The sequence below is a fragment of the Streptomyces sp. NPDC090083 genome, from assembly GCF_044747445.1.
In the GTDB taxonomy this organism is placed as follows: domain Bacteria; phylum Actinomycetota; class Actinomycetes; order Streptomycetales; family Streptomycetaceae; genus Streptomyces.
The window spans coordinates 33,461-52,524 of sequence record NZ_JBIVED010000019.1; the positions used below are offsets into that span (position 1 = coordinate 33,461).

General features: G+C 71.5%; 16 protein-coding genes. 8 read left to right on the plus strand and 8 right to left on the minus strand.

Going from position 1 to position 19,064, the window contains the following annotated elements:
* Nucleotides 1–2: 2 nt before the first annotated feature.
* The 3 genes from ACIPTO_RS40930 to hemL form a co-directional block, all read right to left on the minus strand.
* A complete protein-coding gene (locus ACIPTO_RS40930) occupies nucleotides 3–1,295 on the minus strand; it encodes a hypothetical protein (protein ID WP_366326348.1) in 1,293 nt (430 codons plus the stop codon).
* 147 nt (nucleotides 1,296–1,442) lie between these two features.
* Nucleotides 1,443–2,123, minus strand: a complete 681-nt coding sequence (locus tag ACIPTO_RS40935; RefSeq protein WP_366326346.1) for a histidine phosphatase family protein — start codon at nucleotides 2,121–2,123, stop codon at nucleotides 1,443–1,445.
* The gene (gene hemL / locus ACIPTO_RS40940; RefSeq protein WP_366326408.1) at nucleotides 2,120–3,427 is read right to left on the minus strand and encodes a glutamate-1-semialdehyde 2,1-aminomutase; all 1,308 of its coding nucleotides are present in this window, start codon (nucleotides 3,425–3,427) and stop codon (nucleotides 2,120–2,122) included. The genes ACIPTO_RS40935 and hemL overlap by 4 nt, the downstream gene beginning before the upstream one ends.
* 370 nt (nucleotides 3,428–3,797) lie before the next feature.
* Between hemL and ACIPTO_RS40945 the strand changes: the two genes are divergently transcribed.
* Nucleotides 3,798–4,496 carry a hypothetical protein gene (locus ACIPTO_RS40945; RefSeq protein WP_366326344.1) on the plus strand — a complete coding sequence of 233 codons (699 nt, stop codon included), beginning with the start codon at nucleotides 3,798–3,800 and terminating at the stop codon, nucleotides 4,494–4,496.
* 276 nt (nucleotides 4,497–4,772) lie between these two features.
* Here the strand turns inward: ACIPTO_RS40945 and ACIPTO_RS40950 are convergent, their stop codons facing one another.
* Complete coding sequence (locus ACIPTO_RS40950) at nucleotides 4,773–6,914, minus strand: glycogen debranching N-terminal domain-containing protein (protein ID WP_401200565.1); 2,142 nt, start codon at nucleotides 6,912–6,914, stop codon at nucleotides 4,773–4,775.
* A 121-nt stretch (nucleotides 6,915–7,035) separates the two neighbouring features.
* On the opposite strand from ACIPTO_RS40950, the gene ACIPTO_RS40955 reads away from it, so the two are divergent.
* The 7 genes from ACIPTO_RS40955 (at nucleotide 7,036) to ACIPTO_RS40985 (ending at nucleotide 14,692) form a co-directional block, all read left to right on the plus strand.
* Nucleotides 7,036–8,142 carry a LacI family DNA-binding transcriptional regulator gene (locus tag ACIPTO_RS40955; protein ID WP_401200567.1) on the plus strand — a complete coding sequence of 369 codons (1,107 nt, stop codon included), beginning with the start codon at nucleotides 7,036–7,038 and terminating at the stop codon, nucleotides 8,140–8,142.
* A 314-nt stretch (nucleotides 8,143–8,456) separates the two neighbouring features.
* Nucleotides 8,457–9,698 carry an extracellular solute-binding protein gene (locus tag ACIPTO_RS40960; protein WP_401200570.1) on the plus strand — a complete coding sequence of 414 codons (1,242 nt, stop codon included), beginning with the start codon at nucleotides 8,457–8,459 and terminating at the stop codon, nucleotides 9,696–9,698.
* Between the two features lie 6 nt (nucleotides 9,699–9,704).
* Entirely contained in the window at nucleotides 9,705–10,895 is a 1,191-nt protein-coding gene (locus ACIPTO_RS40965; protein ID WP_366326336.1) for a sugar ABC transporter permease, read from the plus strand.
* Nucleotides 10,892–11,824: a carbohydrate ABC transporter permease gene (locus ACIPTO_RS40970; RefSeq protein ID WP_366326334.1), complete on the plus strand. Its 933-nt coding sequence runs from the start codon at nucleotides 10,892–10,894 to the stop codon at nucleotides 11,822–11,824. Before ACIPTO_RS40965 ends, ACIPTO_RS40970 begins: the two co-directional genes overlap by 4 nt.
* 155 nt (nucleotides 11,825–11,979) lie before the next feature.
* Complete coding sequence (locus ACIPTO_RS40975; RefSeq protein WP_401200574.1) at nucleotides 11,980–12,798, plus strand: SAM-dependent methyltransferase; 819 nt, start codon at nucleotides 11,980–11,982, stop codon at nucleotides 12,796–12,798.
* A gap of 228 nt (nucleotides 12,799–13,026) precedes the next feature.
* Nucleotides 13,027–13,179, plus strand: coding sequence for a hypothetical protein (locus ACIPTO_RS40980; protein ID WP_401200577.1), 153 nt, complete (start codon nucleotides 13,027–13,029; stop codon nucleotides 13,177–13,179).
* A 136-nt stretch (nucleotides 13,180–13,315) separates the two neighbouring features.
* The gene (locus ACIPTO_RS40985) at nucleotides 13,316–14,692 is read left to right on the plus strand and encodes a histidine-type phosphatase (protein WP_401200579.1); all 1,377 of its coding nucleotides are present in this window, start codon (nucleotides 13,316–13,318) and stop codon (nucleotides 14,690–14,692) included.
* 33 nt (nucleotides 14,693–14,725) lie between these two features.
* On the opposite strand, the gene ACIPTO_RS40990 is transcribed toward ACIPTO_RS40985, so the two are convergent.
* The 4 genes from ACIPTO_RS40990 to ACIPTO_RS41005 all read right to left on the minus strand — a co-directional run bounded on the left by ACIPTO_RS40990 (nucleotide 14,726) and on the right by ACIPTO_RS41005 (nucleotide 18,847).
* Nucleotides 14,726–16,186, minus strand: a complete 1,461-nt coding sequence (locus ACIPTO_RS40990; RefSeq protein ID WP_401200582.1) for an ATP-binding protein — start codon at nucleotides 16,184–16,186, stop codon at nucleotides 14,726–14,728.
* Nucleotides 16,187–16,957: a response regulator transcription factor gene (locus ACIPTO_RS40995; protein ID WP_366326324.1), complete on the minus strand. Its 771-nt coding sequence runs from the start codon at nucleotides 16,955–16,957 to the stop codon at nucleotides 16,187–16,189. It abuts the gene before it with no gap.
* A 193-nt stretch (nucleotides 16,958–17,150) separates the two neighbouring features.
* Complete coding sequence (locus tag ACIPTO_RS41000) at nucleotides 17,151–17,747, minus strand: FMN reductase (RefSeq protein WP_401200585.1); 597 nt, start codon at nucleotides 17,745–17,747, stop codon at nucleotides 17,151–17,153.
* On the minus strand, nucleotides 17,744–18,847 hold the full coding sequence (locus ACIPTO_RS41005) for an LLM class flavin-dependent oxidoreductase (protein WP_366326320.1): 1,104 nt from the start codon (nucleotides 18,845–18,847) through the stop codon (nucleotides 17,744–17,746). Before ACIPTO_RS41005 ends, ACIPTO_RS41000 begins: the two co-directional genes overlap by 4 nt.
* Nucleotides 18,848–19,064 lie beyond the last annotated feature (217 nt).

A 19,064-nucleotide genomic window follows, 5' to 3' on the forward strand; every position in this document is an offset into this window, starting at 1 on the left:
TTTCAGGCGGCGCTTCCGGTGGCCGTGGAGGAGGAGCTGGGGCTCGCGGCCAGGAAGGACTTCCAGCCGCCGGCGGGGGCCTGGCCGACGTCGAGGGTGCGCAGCTTGGCGAGGACCTCGGGCTTCTGCACGTCGATCCAGTCGGTGAACTGCCGGAAGGAGACCAGGCGTACGTCCGCGCCCTTCTCCTTCTCCTGCGCGATGTGCTTGAAGGCCTTCTCGACGGCGTCCATGTAGATGCCGCCGTTCCAGTGCTCGAAGTGGTTGCCGATGAAGAACGGCGCGCGGTTGGTCTCGTAGGCGCGCTGGAAGCCGGAGATGTAGGCCTGCGCGGCCTGCGTGCGCCAGCCCGGGTAGTTGTAGGCGGGCGCGTTGGTGGAGTTGACCGACTGGTTGGCCAGCATGTTGTAGTCCATCGAGAGGACCTCGAAGCTGTGCCCGGGGAAGGGGACGGCCTGCAGCGGGTAGTCCCACACACCGTTGCGCTTGACGGGCCACACCTGGCGGCCGCCGGGCGAGGAGGCGTCGTAGCGCCAGCCCAGCGAACGGGCCGTGGGCAGCAGGTTGTCCTGGCCCAGCAGGCAGGGGGTGCGTCCGCCGACGAGTTCCTTGTCGTAGTCGAAGGGCAGCGACGGCAGATCGTGCCAGCCGGTGTTGGTGCGCCACTCCTTGACGAACGACTTGGCCTGGTCGATCTCGCTGCGCCACTGCTGCGGCGTCCAGTTGGCGACCGTGCCGTGCCCGGAGCAGAAGTGCCCGTTGAAGTGGGTGCCTATCTCGTGGCCCTCCGTCCACGCCCGGCGCACGTTGGTGAGCGTGGCCTTGACGTGCTCGTCGGTGAGATAGCCGATGTCGGAGGCACCCTGCGGATTGTTCGGCGGGTTGTACAGGCGCTTCTTCGACTCGGGCAGCAGATACAGGCCCGAGAGGAAGAAGGTCATGCTCGCGCCGTGCTGCTTGGCCAGGTCGAGGAAACGGGGGAACAGACCGTTGCCCACCTCACCCGCACCGTCCCAGGAGAAGACCACGAACTGCGGCGGAGTCTGCCCCGCCTCCAGCGGCACCGGCTTCGCGGGCTGCTTGGGCTGCGCACCCGTGAACGACGTGGAACCGTCACCGATGGGCTTGGCGCGGGGCTCCATGGACTTGCTGGGGCTGCTGGAGTGTCCCTTGCCCGAACTGCCGCCGGAGGGGCCCGAACCGTTCGAGCCGAGCGTGCCGCACCCCGCGAGTCCTACGGCCGCCGCGGCGCCCGCACCGACTCCGAGCGCGCCCCGTCGAGTGAGACTCCGCATTGCTTCCCCATCCGTCGCGTCCTCTGTGGTCTACCTGTGAGAGGACGTGACGGACAAGAAAGTTCGCCGAGAACGATGTGGGTTGCGAAACAAATGTCACAGGGCTGTCACCAGACCTGCCCCTGACGGGTGATGAACCGGCCTTTTTCAGGCGCCGAACGCCTTGTCCTTGCCCTTGACGGGCTTGGCGCCGGCGAGGAGGTGGGCCGGGACGAGATCGCGGGCCGGCTCGGTGTAGCCGACGGACACGATCTTGTCGCCGCGGTAGGTGAACGTCGTCAGCGAGGCGAGGGTGCACTGCCGCTTGCGCGGGTCGTGCCACAGCCGCCGCCGCTCGACGTACGACCGCACGATCCAGATCGGCAGCTGATGGCTGACCAGCACCGCCTCGTGTCCGCGCGCGGCGTCCTTGGCCGCGTCCAGCGCGCCCATCATGCGGACGACCTGGTCGACGTAGGGCTCGCCCCAGGACGGCTTGAACGGGTTGACCAGGTACTTCCAGTTGTCCGGGTTCTTCAGCGCGCCGTCGCCGACGCCGAAGGTCTTGCCCTGGAAGACGTTCTCGGCCTCGATGAGCCGGCCGTCGGTCCCGAGGTCGAGGCCGTGCGCCTTGGCGATCGGGGTGGCGGTCTCCTGCGCGCGCTCCAGCGGGGAGGCGACGACGTGGGTGACATCGCGGGAGGAGAGGTGCTCGGCGACCCGGTCGGCCATCTGCCGCCCCAGCTCGGAGAGGTGGTAGCCGGGGAGACGGCCGTAGAGGACGCCTTCGGGGTTGGCGACCTCCCCGTGCCGCATCACATGGACGACGGTGATGTCACTGCTGCTCATTCGGTGGCCTCCGCCGCCGCTCGGGCCGCCGCCGGAAGGGCGTCGGCGATCCGCTGGATGGCCACTTCGTCGTGGGCCGTGGACACGAACCAGGACTCGAAGGACGAGGGCGGCAGATAGACACCCTGCGCCAGCATCGAGTGGAAGAACGCGGTGAAGCGGTACGACTCCTGCGCCTTGGCGTCCTCGTAGTCGCGCACGCTCCGGTCGGTGAAGAACACCGAGAACATGTTGGAGGCCTGCTGGATCCGGTGCGCCACGCCTTCCTTGGCGAGCGCCTCGGTGACCAGGGCCTGGATCTGCGCGGACACGGCGTCGATCGTGGCGTAGGCCGCGTCGTCGAGCAGACGCAGCTGGGCGAGGCCCGCGGCGGTGGCGACCGGGTTCCCGGAGAGGGTGCCGGCCTGGTAGACGGGCCCGGCGGGGGCGAGGTACGCCATGATGTCGGCGCGCCCGCCGAACGCGGCGGCGGGGAAGCCGCCGCCCATGACCTTCCCGAAGGTCATCAGGTCCGGTACGACCCCGTCGATCCCGAACCAGCCGGCCCTGCTGGTGCGGAAACCGGTCATCACCTCGTCGGAGATGAAGAGGGCGCCGTTCTTCCGGCAGGCGTCCTTGAGCCCCTGGTTGAAGCCGGGCACCGGCGGCACGACGCCCATGTTCCCGGGCGAGGCCTCCGTGATGACGCAGGCGATCTCACCGGGGTGCCGGTGGAAGGCCTCGTTGACCGCTTCGAGGTCGTTGTACGGCAGCACGATCGTGTCGCCGGCCTGGGCGCCGGTGACGCCGGGGGTGTCGGGCAGCGCGAAGGTGGCGACACCGGAACCGGCGGCGGCGAGCAGCGCGTCGACGTGACCGTGGTAACACCCGGCGAACTTGATGACCTTGGGCCGGCCGGTGAACCCGCGGGCGAGCCGGATGGCGGACATGGTCGCCTCGGTCCCGCTGGACACGAGCCGCACCTGCTGCACGGGCTCGACGCGGGCGACGATCTCCTCGGCGAGCGCGACCTCGCCCTCACCGGGGGTGCCGAAGGAGGTGCCACGCGAGACGGCGTCGTGGACGGCGGCGATCACCTCGGGCTGCGAGTGCCCGAGGATCATCGGGCCCCAGGAGCAGACGAGGTCGACGTACTCGCGTCCGTCCGCGTCCGTCAGGTAGGGGCCGGTGCCGGACACCATGAAGCGGGGCGTGCCGCCGACGGCGCGGAAGGCGCGCACCGGCGAGTTCACGCCGCCCGGGGTGACGACCGCGGCACGGTCGAAGAGAGCCTGCGAGACGGGTGCGTCGTAGGGATACGGCAGGGCGTGCGGCGCCCCGCTCGCCCCTCCGTCGGGCGTTTCGCTGGGCGTTCCGCTGGACGATTCGGTCATGACCTGCGACTTCTCCGGCTTCTCGGACGTCTCGGATTACTGGGGGTCCGGTGACCCAGTGACCTCCTCAGGGTAGGCGGCGGGAGACCGGGCAAGGGCCCCCACCCGTCTGCGAGACTGGGACCTGATACACACGAGGACACACAGCTCGTGCGGGCGCCGGTGTTCAGGGCTTGCGCAGATCCTGCGGACAGGTGTTTCAGCGCACGTTTCGGCGGGCGGCCGTGGGGGAGGTCACTGACACGATGATCGGGTTGCGCGGCGAGGGCCACGCGTCCTGGAAAAGCAGTCGGGTGGAGATATGCATCGCGGTGGCGGACTGGGCGAGGGGACTGACGACCTGGGTCCTCGGCGTGCCCGGCGGGGGAAGCACCGGCGCGACGCGGAGGAGGCCGCGGAAGCGGCACGGCAGAGTGGTCCTGGACCGGGCGGGTCAGCCGGTTCCGGTGGATCTGGTGGGTCTGGTGGATCCCCTGTGGGTTCGGATGAGTCGGATCGCGCTGAGCGCCGTATCGAACGTCGGATCGATCAGTTGCGGGCGGGGAGCAGGAATGGTGGTCGGGTGGGGGTGACCTACAAATACTTCGGCGCGCCCGACGGCGCGACCGCGGCCCGCGTCCCGATCTCGATGCGCCCCGAGGAACTGGGCGGCGACGAGCTCGGGATGAACGGCATGTTCACCAAGATCAAGCCGGAGACGATGGCCGCGATGGTCCTCACCGGCATCGAGGGCGTCCCGCTCAACAAGGTGCCCCCGCTGGAACTGGTGGTCCTCCACCCCGACTACGCCGTCGTCAAACTCCCGATGACGGTCGTCGACCCCCTGCGCGGAATCGGCGAGGAGGCGGTGGGCGCGGCGGCCTTCATCTGGTCGACGGTGCCGGACCGCGGTGGGCCTCGGGACGCGTTCAACGTGTACCAACTGCTGCACGAGTGGCAGGACTTCAGCCACCGGTTGCATGAGGCGGGGCATCAGCCGTACTGCCTGGTGTGGCCGTGAGGTGAGGGTCTCGGCGGTGCCGTGAGGTGACGCGACGCGAGATATCGGGCGGGGTCTTCGGGCCTCGCCTTTTTCGTGGGCGGGGTGTCGGCGCTTGCCGAGGGCAGGCGGGGGCGCCGTGAGCGTCGCCGCCCCGCGCGGCCGTGAACTCGGCGTCCGCAGACGGCACTTCGGCCTCGTCAGCACGGGCACCGGGGCCACCGAGGTGCGGGTGGAGCACCCGCACCTCACCGGCGTCCGGGGGCGTTCGGCTGCCGGCTCCGCGCCGGAACCCCGTCAGCCCGCCGTCACCGCAAGCCCCTCCGGTGCCGAGACCTCCGCCCTCCCGTCCGCCCCCACCGTCACGTCCAGCCGACGGCCGTCGACCTGGAGTCCGCTCACGCTCAGGGGCGCGTAGTCGCGGGCGAAGGCGGGAGTCACCGTGACCGTGCCCCGGGGGACGTCCGCGGTCAGGCCGAGGGCCGCTTGGAGGACCAGGACGGAGGCCGCCGCCGCCCACGCCTGCGGGCGGCAGGACGCGGGGTAGGGCGCGGGGGCGGGGCCCGCCTCCGCGCCGTGGCCCGCGAAGAGTTCGGGCAGGCGGGCGTCGAAGGCCGTCGAGGCCGTCAGGAGGCCGTCGGCCAGGGACGCGGCCTCGGCCGGGAAGCCGGCCCGTATCAGGCCGTGCACCGCGATCGCGGTGTCGTGCGGCCAGATCGAACCGACGTGGTAGCCATACGGGTTGTAGCCCACCCCGACGCTGCTGTACGTGCGCAGGCCGTGGCCGGAGTCGAGGTCGGGGGCGGCGAGACGGGCCGCCAGCAGGGCGCTCTCCTCCGCGGTGAGGAGGCCGGTGCCCAGCAGGTGGCCGAAGCCGGACGTCACCGAGTCGACCGGCCTGCCGTCGCCGTCCAGGGCGACCGCCGGGAACGGGCCCTTCTCGTCCCGCACCCAGAAGCGTTCGCGGAATCGGGCGGCGAGCCGGTCCGCCCACTCCTCCCAGGCGTCCGCGCCCGGGCGGCCGAACGCCCGGAGCAGGGCGGCTCCGGCGCGGGCCGCCTCGTAGGCGTACGCCTGGACCTCGCACAGGGCGATCGGCGGGTGGGCGCGGCGGCCGTCGCGGTAGCGGATGGAGTCGTCGGAGTCCTTCCAGCCCTGGTTGGACAGGCCGTGGCCGTCGGTCTGGTCGACGTACTTGAGGAAACCGTCGGCACCGGCCGCGTCCCCCATCCACGCGAGGGCCGCCTCGGCGTGCGGCAGCAGTTCCTCGACCTCGGCCGGGGCCATCCCCCAGCGCCAGGCGTCGTGCAGCAGGGTGATCCACAGCGGGGTGGCGTCGACCGTGCCGTAGTACACGGGCGGGAGGGACAGGCCGCCTCCCGACTGGAGTGTGGCGCGGCGCACCTCGTGCAGGATCTTGCCGGGCTGCTCCTCCGTCGCCGGGGCGGTGACGGTGCCCTGGCGGCGGGCGAGCGTGCGCAGGGTGCCTGCGGCGAGGTCGGTGCCGAGCGGGAGGAGCATGCGGGCGGCCCAGAGCGCGTCGCGGCCGAACAGGGTCAGGAACCAGGGGGCGCCCGCGGCGAGGAACTGGTCGGGGCGGGCGGCGTCCGGCGAGCGCGGGTCCGTCAGGCGGAGGCGGTCCAGGTCGGCCAGGGACTGGGCGAGCCACTGGTCCAGGTGACGGTCCGCGCTCTTCAGCACCGCGGTGCGCCAGGGGAGTTGGTCCGCCGGCGGGGCCGGGAACTGGTCGCCGTCCGCGTACGACGCCGTACAGGTGAGCGTCACGCTCCAGGAGGCGCCGGGCGCCAGCTCCACGTCGTAGGAGAGGTCGTGGGACGGTCGGTCGTCCGTGCGTGTCGTGAGTCCGTCCGGGGCCGGGGCAGCCGTCAGCCGTACGGCGAAGTCGTCCGCGGTCCACGTCAGCGTGCCGGTGCCCGCGTCCGCCGTCCGCGGCCGGATCTCCTCGGCGGCGCGTCCCGACTTGACCTGTTCCATGGACGCGAGGTCGGTTCCGGCGGTCAGGACGAGGCGGAAGCGGACGTGTTCGCCGCCCGCGTTGGTGAGGTCGAAGGTCTCCTCGAAGCGGCCGTCGGCGGTGGTCCGGCGGCGGTGCAGGGCGACCGCCGGGTCCGGGGTCACCTCGCCGAGGCCGCGCAGGATCGACCGGAAGTCCGCGCGGTCCGCGCCGCGCGGTCCGCCCTGGACCGGGGCCAGGGTGATGCCCTCGACCGTCGCGACGAGCCGGGACAGGGCCCTCCGGTCACCGTGGTAGAAGCCGTCCGCACCCCCGCTGAGCTGCCCGTCCGTGCGTGAGATGGCGAGGCTCGGCGCGTGCGGGGTGACCACCGCGTCGTGCAGGAACGGTTGCAGGCCCTCGGCGGCGGGCGGGGGCGGAGCGACCGAGCCGTCGGTGTCCTGGGTCTTGACAGTGGTGTCCAAGGAAGTAGAACCTCTCAGCGTTGGATCGTTCAAAGGACACTAAGTCAGACGTCAGAGCGATGACAACGGCTTTGGAACGCTAAAACCCAGACACCATCTCCTCGGCAAGTCGGAGAGCCGCATGCCCCGCTCCAGCAGAAGCACCTCGGCCAAGGGTGGCCAGGTGACCCTCGCGATGGTCGCCACCCGCGCCGGGGTCTCCCCGCAGACCGTGTCGAACGCGATCAACTCGCCGGCCATGCTGCGGCCCGAGACCCTGGAGCGGGTGAGCCGCGTCATCGAGGAGATGGGGTACCGCCCCAGCCGCGCCGCGCAGACACTCCGCACCCGCTCCAGCAGGCTCATCGGCTACGGCGTCCAGCCCGGGCCGGCCAGTTCGCCGGTCCTGGACCGCTTCCTGCACGCGCTGTCGCAGGCCGCCGACGAGGCGGGGTACCGGATCCTGCTGTTCGCGGCGCCGCCCGGACTGCCCTCCCTCGACGGGTACGAGGAACTCCTCGACCAGCACGAGGTCGACGGCTTCGTCCTCAGCGGCACCGAGCACGGCGACCCGCGCCAGGCGTGGCTCGCCAAGCGGGACGTGCCGTTCGTCGGCTTCGGGCGGATGTGGTCGGGGCGGCAGATCGGTGACTGGGTCGACGTCGACGGCGCCTCGGGCACGGACGCCGCCGTCGAGCACCTGGTCTCCCTCGGGCATCGCAGGATCGCCTTCCTGGGCTGGGAGCGCGGTTCCTCCGCCGCCGGTGACGACCGTGCCGAGGGCTGGCTGCGGGCGATGCGGCGGCACGGTCTGCCCACCCGCGGGCGGCGCGCGCAGTCCGTGAACGAGATCGACGCGGCCCGCACCGCCGTACGACCGCTCCTGGACGGGGGCGCGACCGCGGTGATCGCGGCGAGCGACATGCTCGCGCTCGGCTGCTACCAGACCCTGCGCGAGCGCGGCGCCGCCCCCGGCCGTGACGTGGCCGTCGTCGGCTTCGACGACTCCCCCACCGCCGGACTCCTCTTCCCCGCGCTGACCTCCGTGGCGCAGCCCCTGGAAGAGGTCGGCCGGGAGTGCGTACGCCTCCTCCTGGCCCGCATCGGCACACCGGACGCGGCACCGGAACGGCTGCTGCTGGAACCGTCGTTGGTGGTACGGGACAGTGCGCGGGAGGTGGCGGGCGGGGCGGCCGCCGGCAGACCGGCGGGCGGCAGTGCCTGCGCGGAGTCCGCCTTACCCGGATAGCCGACCCCCCAGGTCGAGCAGCGAACCGTCACCGCCTCGGCCCTCGCGCACCTCGGCCGGCCGGGCGCCGGGCAGCGAGCCGCAGACCTGCGCCGCCCCGCCCCGGCAGCACCCCCGGCGCGCTCGCCCGACCCCGGGCCTCCTCGCGCGCCGCCCCTCAACTCGGCCCGCCCCGGCCTCACTTCACCCCACCCCTCATCCCCTCGTTCCCCCCTTCCCCCTTCCCCCTCCCCCCTCCTCCCCCGCCCCGGACCCGCGCCCCAGGCCATCCGGGTGGAGCCGCCCGCATCATCCGTAACCCTCGGAGGAATTCCATGGTCAACCGTCCGGCCGTCACGGCCCTCGTGTCCTGTGCGGTGCTGCTGGCCGGCACCGGCTGTTCGTCGGATTTCGGCGGTGGCAAGACCGCGCAGGACAGCGGGTCGAAGCAACATCTGACCGTGCTGATCGCCAGTTCCGGTGACGCGGAGACCAAGGCCGTCAAGGACGCGGCGGCGGCGTACGCGAAGGAGTCCGGCAACACGGTGACCGTGGACGTCGCCAAGGACATCAACCAGCAGCTGGCGCAGTCCTTCGCGGGGCACAAGCCGCCGGACGCGTTCTACGTCAACTCCGACCAGTTCGCCAACTACGCGAAGGCCGGCTCCCTCTACCCGTACGGCGACCAGGTCGGGGACGCGGACGACTTCTCCGCGCAGCTGCGGGCCTCGTTCACGTACGACGGAAAACTGGTGTGTCTGCCGAAGGACAACTCCACGCTCGGCCTCGCCGTCAACACCGACCTGTGGCGGAAGGCCGGGCTGACCGACAAGGACTACCCCACCACCTGGGCTCAGTTGAGGACCGTCGCCACGAAGCTGACCAAGGGCAAGGTCACCGGCCTGGTCGTCAACGGGGAGTGGGCGCGGCTGGGTGTGTTCATGAAGGAGGCGGGTGGGTGGATCACCGACGCCGGCCAGACGAAGATGACCGCCGACAGCGCCCAGAACGTCGAGGCGCTCACCTACGTACGGTCCCTGCTCGCGTCCGGTGCGATGAAGTTCGCCAAGCAGGTCGACACCAACTGGGGCGGTGAGGCCCTCGGCACCGGCAAGGCCGCGATGACCATCGAGGGCAACTGGCTCAGCGGCGGCATGAAGGCCGACTACCCGAACGTGAAGTACGCGGTGGCACCACTGCCCGCGGGCCCGTCCGGCAAGGGCACGCTCGCGTTCAGCCAGTGCTGGGGCGTGGCCAAGGACAGCGCTCACCGGGCGGCGGCCGTGGACCTGGTGAAGTACCTGACGACCAGCGCGCAGCAGGTGAAGAACGCCGCCGCGTTCGGCGTGATGCCCTCCCGCACCAGCGCCCAGGCCGAGTACGTGAAGCAGAATCCTTCCGCCAAGGCATGGGTGGACGGCAGCGCCTACGCGCAGGGCCCGGTGACCATCGCCGGTTTCGACAAGGTCCTCACGCAGTTCAACACCCAGCTCGCCGCGCTGGCCGGCACCGACCCGAAGAAGATCCTCGCCGACCTGCAGAGCAACGGCGAACAGGCCCTCACGAAGGGCGACTGACCCGCCATGTCCTCCCGTGACACCGCCTCCGCGTCGTCCCGCGGCACCGCCGCCGCGGCGACCGGCGGCACCCCCCTGACGGCCGACTCGCCGGGCGCTCCTGACACGCCCGGCGGGTCCGGCCCGGCCGCGGCGCCCCGCACCGGGCACGCCCCGCGTGCGGGGCGCCGCGCCGAACGGACCTGGGGCTGGCTGTTCGTCAGCCCGATGGTGGTCGTGCTGGGCCTCTTCCTGGTGCTGCCGATCCTGATGGCCCTGTGGGTCAGCCTGCTGCACTGGGACGGCCAGTCCAACCCGTTCAGCGGGCAGGCCAAGTTCGTCGGCCTCGACAACTACCGTTCCCTGCTCACCGAGAACGGCCTCGACCGCACCCTGTTCGCCACCGCGCTGCGCAACAACTTCTACTACGTGCTGCTGACCGTGCCGCTGCAGACGGTCCTGGCGCTGAGCCTGGCGCTGATCGTCAACCAGCGGATGCTGCGCGGCCGGAGCGCGCTGCGTACCGTCTTCTTCTTTCCCTCGGTGACCAGTTCGATCGCGGTCTCCACGGTCTTCCTCTTCCTGTTCCAGGGCAGCGGGGCGGTCAACTCCCTTCTGTCGTGGCTGGGGTTGAAGGGACCGAACTGGTTCAACGACCCGCGCGGGGTGCTCTCCCTGCTGCTGGGCGGGCTCGGTCTCGTCGACCCGGAGCATCCCTCGGGCGCGCTGGCCCAGCACGCGTTCATGGGGCTGTCCTGGTTCGACTGGCTGTCCGGGCCGTCCGTCGCGATGTGCACGATCATCCTGCTCGCCGTGTGGACGACCTCCGGCACCTTCATGCTGATCTTCCTCGCGGCCCTGCAGAACATCCCCCGGGAACTGGAGGAGTCGGCGGCCATCGAGGGCGTCAACCGCTTCCAGATGCTGCGCCATGTGACGCTGCCCGCGCTGCGGCCGGTCCTCTTCCTCGTCCTCACCCTGGGGATGATCAGCACCTGGCAGGTCTTCGACCAGGTGTACGTGATGGGTCAGGGCGCCCCCGGCAACACCACCCTCACCCCGGCCTACCTGTCGTACTCGACCGCCTTCGACGACGCCAACTACGGGCAGGGCGCGGCCATCGCGTTCCTGCTGCTCGCCCTGATCCTGATCATGACCGGTCTCCAGCGTCTCGCGCTGCGCGAGCGCGGCACCCGTCTCCCCCGGAGGAAGCGATGACCGCCCCGTCCACGCCGGTCCGGACCGAGACCCGGGCGCGGGGGCGAGGGCGGGAGCGGGGGCTGCCCGTGCTCGGCCGCTTCCCGCTCGCCCTGCGGATCCTCGGGTACACGCTGGTCGCGGCCGTGGGGCTGCTGTATCTGCTGCCGTTCGTGATCCAGCTCGTCACCGGGTTCAAGACGGACCCGGACGCGGCGGCCCATCCGCTCGGGCTGATCCCCGCCACGCCGACGACCGCCGCCTACCAGCGGCTGTTCGGGCTCGGCAGGGCGGCCGGGGACGGGGTGCCGTTCCTGCGCTGGCTGGGCAACTCGACGTTCATCGCGGTGGTGGTCACCGCCGGGCGGGTGCTGTTCGACTCGATGGCCGGCTACGCGCTCGCCCGGCTCCGCTTCCCGGGCCGCACCCTGCTGTTCGGCTTCGTCCTCGCCGTCATGGCGGTGCCCGGTGTGGCCCTGCTGATCCCGCGGTTCCTGGTCCTCAACACGTTCGGGCTGTTCGACACCTACACCGGGATGATCCTGCCGCTGCTGGTGGACGCGGCCGGCATCTTCATCATGAAGCAGTTCTTCGAGGCGATCCCCCGCGAGGTGGAGGAGGCGGCGCGGGTCGACGGCGCCGGTGTCTTCCGTATCTTCTGGTCGATCGTGCTGCCCATGGCCCGGCCCGCCCTGCTCACCCTGACGATCCTGTCCTTCCAGGGCTCGTGGAACGAGTTCACCCACTTCCTGGTCGCGACCCAGTCCAGTCAGTACGAGACCCTCACCACCGGTCTCGCCCGGCTGGTCTCCGGCGGCCTCGGCGGCGGCACCCAGTACCCGCTGAAGCTGGCGGCGGCGCTGCTGTCCACCCTCCCGGTCGCGGCCCTGTTCTTCTGCTTCCAGCGCTACTTCGTGCAGGACGCGAACGCCGGGGCGGTCAAGGAGTAGCGGGCCACGGGACGAGGGCGGGACGGAGGCCGCACAGGGGGGCGGGAAAGGTGGCAGAACGGGTGGCACCGTTTGTACAGTGCGGTCCTGAGCCCGACAACCGGCATGCCAGGATGATGATCTGACAGCCACTCACCAAGACGGAGCCTGGCCCCATGACCTCTCCCAGCGGAGAAGGCAGTGGCGCGCAGCCACTGATCATCGACACCAGCAAGCCCCACCCGGCCCGGATGTACGACTACTTCCTCGGCGGCAAGGACCACTACGAGGTCGACCGGGAAGCCGCCGAGCAGTTCATCAAGGCGGCGCCGGAGGTGCAGGAAGGGGTCCGGGCGAACCGCCGCTTCATGCACCGGGCCGTCCGGCACGTGGTCGCCGAGGGCGGGGTCCGCCAGATCCTCGACATCGGCACCGGCCTGCCCACCGAGCCGAACGTGCACCAGATCGCGCACGCCATCGCCCCGGACACCCGGATCGTCTACGTCGACAACGACCCGATCGTCAGCACCCACTCGATGGCCCTCATGGAGGACACCGACACCTCCGTCATCCTGGCCGACCTGCGCGACCCGCGCTCGATCCTCGACCACCCCGAGGTCCGCAAGGCCATCGACTTCGGTCGGCCGGTCGCGGTCCTGCTGGTGGCCGTCGTCCACTTCCTGTCCGACGAGGGCGACCCCTACGGCATCGTCGCCACCCTGCGCGACGCCCTGCCGACCGGTTCCTATCTGGTCCTCTCGCATGCCACCGGCGACGTCCACGAGGACGGCCGGCACGACGCGGCCTCCGTCTACAACCGGGCCACCGCGACCCTCAACCTCCGCAGCCACGCCCAAGTCCTGGACTTCTTCGGCGACTTCACCCTCGTCGACCCCGGCCTGGTCCGCGTCACGCACTGGCGCCCGGAGGACACCCCGGCGCCGGGTGCCGCGCCGATCGGCATCTACGGCGGAGTGGCCCGGAAGGACAACTAGGCGTTCCGGTCCGGCAGTTGGCCGTCCGCCCCGGCCCGGACCGGGCGATCCGCCGTGGTCCGGGCGGAGTCGGACCCGCCCGGAGCACCACAGGCAGCCCCCGGCCGGGGGGTGGTGCAGGCTGCACCCCGGACCGGGCAGCTCACCCCCTCGTGGCGGAAGCCCGGCGACGGCATCGTTGATCCCGCAAGACCAAGGTCGACGACTCGCCGGAAGGAACCCCCTGCCATGTCCCGCACCGCCGTCTCCCTCACGAAGAACACCCGCACGGCCCCGCCGACCACCACCCGGCGAACCCCCGGCGCCACGCCCCGCGTCCTGCCGCTCTGGCAGGCGATGGCCCACCTGTTCACCCCGGCCGACGGCCCGGCACGCCCCTGAACTCCCGCGCCCCACTCCAGGAAGTAGCCGCCGAAGCCCGCAGGACGCGCGTCCGGCCCGCGACCCGAACAGCACGACCGCCTCCCGCCTCCCCGTGTGCACCCCGCGTTCACGTCCTCCGCGAAGCATGCGGCCCATGAGACGTGTCACCCCCGCCCTGGTCCTGGGCGTCACCGCGCTGCTGGCCACCCCCTTCACCGCCCAGGCCTCCCCCGGCCACGGCGGCGGCACCCACACCGACAGCTACGGCACGAAGGCCGTGTACCAGCCGGAGCAGGACTCCCGCTCGTACCAGAAGGTCCCGGCCGGCTTCACTCCCGTCTTCACCGAGAACGTGTCGCGGCACGGGTCCCGTTCCGCGACCGACGGCTCGGACGGCGACCTGATCCTCGCGCTCCTGGACAAGGCCCGGGCCGAGGGCCAACTCACCGCGAAGGGGAAGGAGTTCGGGCCGAAGACCAAGGCCCTCGAAGCCGCCATGAGCGCCATCGGCTACGGGAACCTCAGCGCGCGCGGCAAGGAGGAGATCCACGACACCGCCGTCCGCACGGCCAAGCGGCTGCCGGCCCTCTTCGCGTCGATCGCGAGGAAGCAGGAGCCCATCGACGTCGTCAGCTCGGGGCAGGGCCGCGCGGTCGACAGCGCCAACCTCTACGGCGCCGCCCTCGCCGGGACCGACCCCGACCTGACCTCCCTGATCGGCGCGACCCGCACCGACAAGGACCTCCTCTACTTCCACAAGGCCGACGGGGGTGCCGCGTACCGCGAGTACATCGCCGGCGACCAGCGGCTCGCGACCACCCTGAAGACCCTCACCGACCAGCCGAGGACGCACCGCGCGGCCCGTGACGTACTGAAGAAGCTGTTCAGGCCGGCGTTCGTGGACCGGATCACGGCGGGCGAGTTCGCCTCGGTCGGCACCGACGTCGAGGCCGCGACCGCCGTCTACAACCTGTACGCCATCGCCCCCGCGATGAGCGGGGAGAGCCCGGGCGGCAAGGGCTGGGGCATGGACCGGTACATCTCGGCGGCCGACGCCGACTGGTTCGGGTACGTCTCCGACACCGAGGACTTCTACGAGAAGGGGCCGGGCTTCGCGGACAGCGACATCACGTACAGGATGGCGGATGTCCTGCTCGACGACTTCTTCAGGAAGGCCGAGGCGAAGCGCGACGGCACCAGCGACCTCGGCGCCGAACTCCGCTTCACGCACGCCGAGGAGATCATCCCGCTGGCCGCGCTGATGGGCCTGCCGGGCAGCACCCAGGGCGTCACCGCCGAGCACCCGTACACCTACGCCACCAACTCCTGGCGCGGCGCCGCCGTGGCCCCCCTCGGCTCGAACATCCAGTGGGACGTCTTCCGCAAGGGCAGCACCTACCTGGTCCGCATGCTCTACAACGAGAAGGAGACCGCGTTCAAGGCGGGCTGCCGCCCCGTCTCGAAGGGCAGCACGTTCTACGACCTGAACGAACTGGAGCGCTGCTTCGGGCGTACGGCCTCCAACGGCTGACCCGGCGAGCGGCCGGTGCCCGGCCGGGGCACGTCAGTTCCGCAGCCCCGGCCGCGCGCCCCGGATCCCCGGTCCCGGGTCCGCCACGCCCCCGACGGTGAAGCCGATGACCGAGCCGCCGCCGTCCCGCCGCAGCGCGAAGGGCGCTCCGCCGTGGGCGAGGGCGACCTCGCGGACGATGGACAGGCCGAGGCCCGAGCCGGGGAGGGAGCGGGCGTCGGCCGCGCGGTAGAAGCGGTCGAAGATGCGGAAGAGGTCGGTCTCCGAGACGCCGGGGCCCCGGTCCAGGACCTCGACGCGGATCGGGCCGGGCCGGGCCGGGCCGGAGACCGCGATCTCGATCGGGGTCCGGCCCGCGCGGTCGAACTTGGCCGCGTTCTCGACGAGGTTGGAGATCGCGCGCTGGAGCATGCCGGGGCGGCCGTCGGTCGTCGTGTCACCGCTCGCGCGGACGGTGATGTCCCGGCCGGTGCGGCGCCGGGCCAGGCCCGCCACGTCCTCGGCGATGTCGGCGAGGTCGACCTGCTGGGGCGGCTCGGTGTCGGACTGCCCGGCCGCGAGGTCCACCAGCTCGTTGACGAGGTCGGTGAGTTCGCGGGCCTCCTGCGAGAGGTCGGCGACGAGTTCCTCGCGCGTGGCGGGCGGCAGTTCGTCGATCCGCCGCAGCAGCGAGATGTTCGTACGGAGCGAGGTCAGCGGGGTGCGGAGTTCGTGGCCCGCGTCCTGGATCAGCCGGCGCTGGTCCTCCTCCGACTGCGCGAGCCGGCCGAGCATCCGGTCGAAGGCGCGGCCGAGGCGGCCCACCTCGTCGTAGCCGGTGACCGGGACCTGCACGCCGAGGCGGCGGGTGCGGGCGACGTCCTCGGCGGCGGCGGTGAGCACGATCAGCCGGCGGGTGATGCGCCGCGCCAGCCACCAGCCGCACAGCCCGGCCAGCACGACCACGGCCGCCATCAGCACGAACGTCCGCTGCTGGAGGGCCCGCAGCAGGTCCTCCGTGTCGCTGAACTCCTGCGCGACCTGCACCGCGCCCCGCCCGGCACCGAGCGCGACGGTCGCGATGCGGTACACGTCGTCGCCGACCGCGACGTCCTTGTGCTCCTCCGTCTTACCGGCGATCCGCTCGCCCGCGATGGCCCGGTCGTCGCCGGTGACGGGCAGCGCGGGGCTGCCGCTGTCGAGGACCCCGCCGTCCGGGCCGAGCACCTGCACGTCCGTCCGGGCGGGCCGCACGATGTCGTGGCCGGGCGCGGAGGACGAGAAGTCGTCCGGGGTCATCTGGTGCGTGCGCACCTCGTCCTGGAGGTCCTGGACGACCTGGTCGAACACGGACTCCTGGTCGACGCGGACCAGCCGGGCCGCGGCGCCGTACGACAGCACGCCGACGAGCAGGGTGACGGCCGCGGTCACCGCCGCGAAGGACACCACGAAGGTGGTGCGCAGCGAGACGAGCCTGGGCCGCCTGGTGGCCACGAACCGCCGCAGGCGGCCCACTCAGTCCTCCCGCAGCACGTAACCCACGCCACGCACCGTGTGGATCAGCTGCGGCGCGCCGGGCTCGTCGAGCTTGCGGCGCAGGTAGCCGACGTAGACGGCGAGGTTCTTGGAGCCGGGGCCGAAGTCGTAGCCCCAGATGCGGTCGTAGATCGTGGAGTGGTCGAGGACGATGCCCGCGTTGCGGACGAGGAGTTCGAGGAGTTCGAACTCGGTCCGGGTCAGCTCCAGTTCGCGCTCGTCGCGCCAGACGCGGCGGGCCTGGAGGTCCATGCGGAGGCCGGCCGCGGCGATCTGCTTGTCGGAGGACGCCGTCGCGTGCGGGTCGTCCCGCAGTACGTCGGAGGCGGTGCCGGAGGCTCCGGCCGGGCCGGGATTTCCGGGGACGCCGTTGGCCGGGACCGGGCTGGTGCGGCGGAGCAGGGCGCGGAGCCTGGCGAAGACCTCCTCGACGTCGAAGGGCTTCACGACGTAGTCGTCGGCGCCCGCGTCGAGACCGGCGATGCGGTCGGCGGTCTCCACGAGTGCCGTCAGCATGAGGATCGGGGTGCGGTCGCCCTCCGCGCGCAGCACGCGGCAGACCTGGAGGCCGTCGATGCCGGGCATCATGACGTCGAGGAGCAGGACGTCCGGCGGGGTGCGGTGTGCCTGCGCGAGCGCCTCGACACCGTCGGCGACCGCGGTCACCTGGTAGCCCTCCAGGGTCAGGGCCCGCTCCAGGGCATGACGGATGGCGCGGTCGTCTTCGGCGAGCAGCACAGTCTGGGGCACGTCACCCAGTGTGCCAAGGCCTCCGGCGGTGGAGCGGTGGGGGCGGGTCTACGATCACCCTTTTTACCTGGCTCTCACCGTGGTGGGCGCAACCCGGGCCCCGCTCCTACCGTCTTCTCACGGTCGGGTGCGGCGGGCGTACCTGGGGGCTGCGCCCCCGGACCGCCGCTCCGTCACCGCACGAACCTCGTCCTCACACGCCGGACGGGCCGATGTTCAGCGCCGCCAGCCGGTCCGCGAACGGCACGACCGCCGGCCCGTCCACCGGGTGGTTCGCGGACAGTCCCCGCATCAGGGTGGCCAGCTCGCCGGCCGCCCGCTCGATCCGGTCCGGCAGACCCTCCGCGCCCCAGTCCTCCGAGGCGGCGTAGACCGCGGTCGGGACGACGACCGCTCGGAGGTAGGCGAAGAGCGGGCGCAGCGCGTGCTCCAGGACCAGGGAGTGGCGGGCGCTGCCGCCGGTGGCCGCGATCAGGACCGGCTTGCCGGTCAGCGCGTCCTGCTCCAGCACGTCGAAGAACGACTTGAACAGTCCGCTGTACGACGCCGAGAACACCGGGGTGACGGCGATCAGACCGTCCGCCTCCGTCACCGCGGCCAGCGCCGCCGCCAGCTTCTTGCCGGGGAAGCCGTTGGTGAGGTTGTGGGCTATCTCGACCGCGAGGTCGCGCAGCTCCACGACCTGGATGTCGACGGGGGTCTGCCCGTCCACCGCCGCTGCCAGCCGATCGGCCAGCAGCCGCGTGGACGAGGGCACGCTCAGCCCCGCCGAGACGACTACGAGCTTCATGCGGCGCTCACCTCCTGAGCGGACTCCGCGGACTTGGCGGACTTGAGGGACTCATGGGTCGGCGCCTCCGGCACGTCCGCCGGGCGGTTCGCCGCGAACTCCTTGCGGAGCACCGGCACGACCTCCTCGCCGAGCAGGTCGAGCTGCTCCAGGACCGTCTTCAGCGGCAGCCCGGCGTGGTCCAGCAGGAACAGCTGGCGCTGGTAGTCACCGGCGTACTCCCGGAACGCGAGCGTCTTCTCGATGACCTCCTGCGGGGAACCGACCGTCAGCGGGGTCTGGTCGGTGAAGTCCTCCAGGGAGGGCCCGTGGCCGTAGACCGGGGCGTTGTCGAAGTAGGGGCGGAACTCGCGCACCGCGTCCTGGGAGTTGCGGCGCATGAAGACCTGGCCGCCGAGGCCGACGATCGCCTGCTCGGGCGTGCCGTGGCCGTAGTGGGCGTACCGCTCCCGGTACAGCTCGACCATCCGCTTGGTGTGGTCGGCCGGCCAGAAGATGTTGTTGTGGAAGAACCCGTCGCCGTAGAAGGCCGCCTGTTCGGCGATCTCGGGGCTGCGGATCGAACCGTGCCAGACGAACGGCGGTACGCCGTCCAGCGGGCGGGGGGTGGAGGTGAAGCCCTGGAGCGGCGAGCGGAACTTGCCCTCCCAGTTCACGACGTCCTCGCGCCACAGCCGGCGCAGCAGGGCGTAGTTCTCGATGGCGAGGTTGATGCCCTCGCGGATGTCCTGTCCGAACCAGGGGTAGACCGGGCCGGTGTTGCCGCGGCCCATCATCAGGTCGACCCGGCCGTCGGCCAGGTGCTGGAGCATCGCGAAGTCCTCCGCGATCTTCACCGGGTCGTTGGTGGTGATGAGGGTGGTGGAGGTGGAGAGGATCAGCTTCTCGGTGCGGGCCGCGATGTAGCCGAGCATCGTGGTGGGCGACGAGGGCACGAACGGCGGGTTGTGGTGCTCGCCGGTCGCGAAGACGTCGAGCCCGACCTCCTCGGCCTTCAGCGCGATGGCGACCATGGCCTTGATGCGCTCCCGCTCGGTCGGCGTCCGTCCGGTGGTCGGGTCCGGCGTGACATCCCCGACACTGAAGATCCCGAACTGCATGGTCGTTCACCCTCCAGGTTGTTGATTGTTCAACTATACCTCCTAACGGAAGCGGCGGCGGACGTATTCCGACACGGGCGGAGGGAGGCAGGCACCGGGCCGGGACAGGGCGGGGCAGGCACCGGGCTGAGGCGGGGTGAGGCAGGCACCGGCCCCGCCGCCGTCGCCCTCGCCCTCGCCTCCCGGCCGTTGTCAGTGGCCCGTCCTACGATCCCCT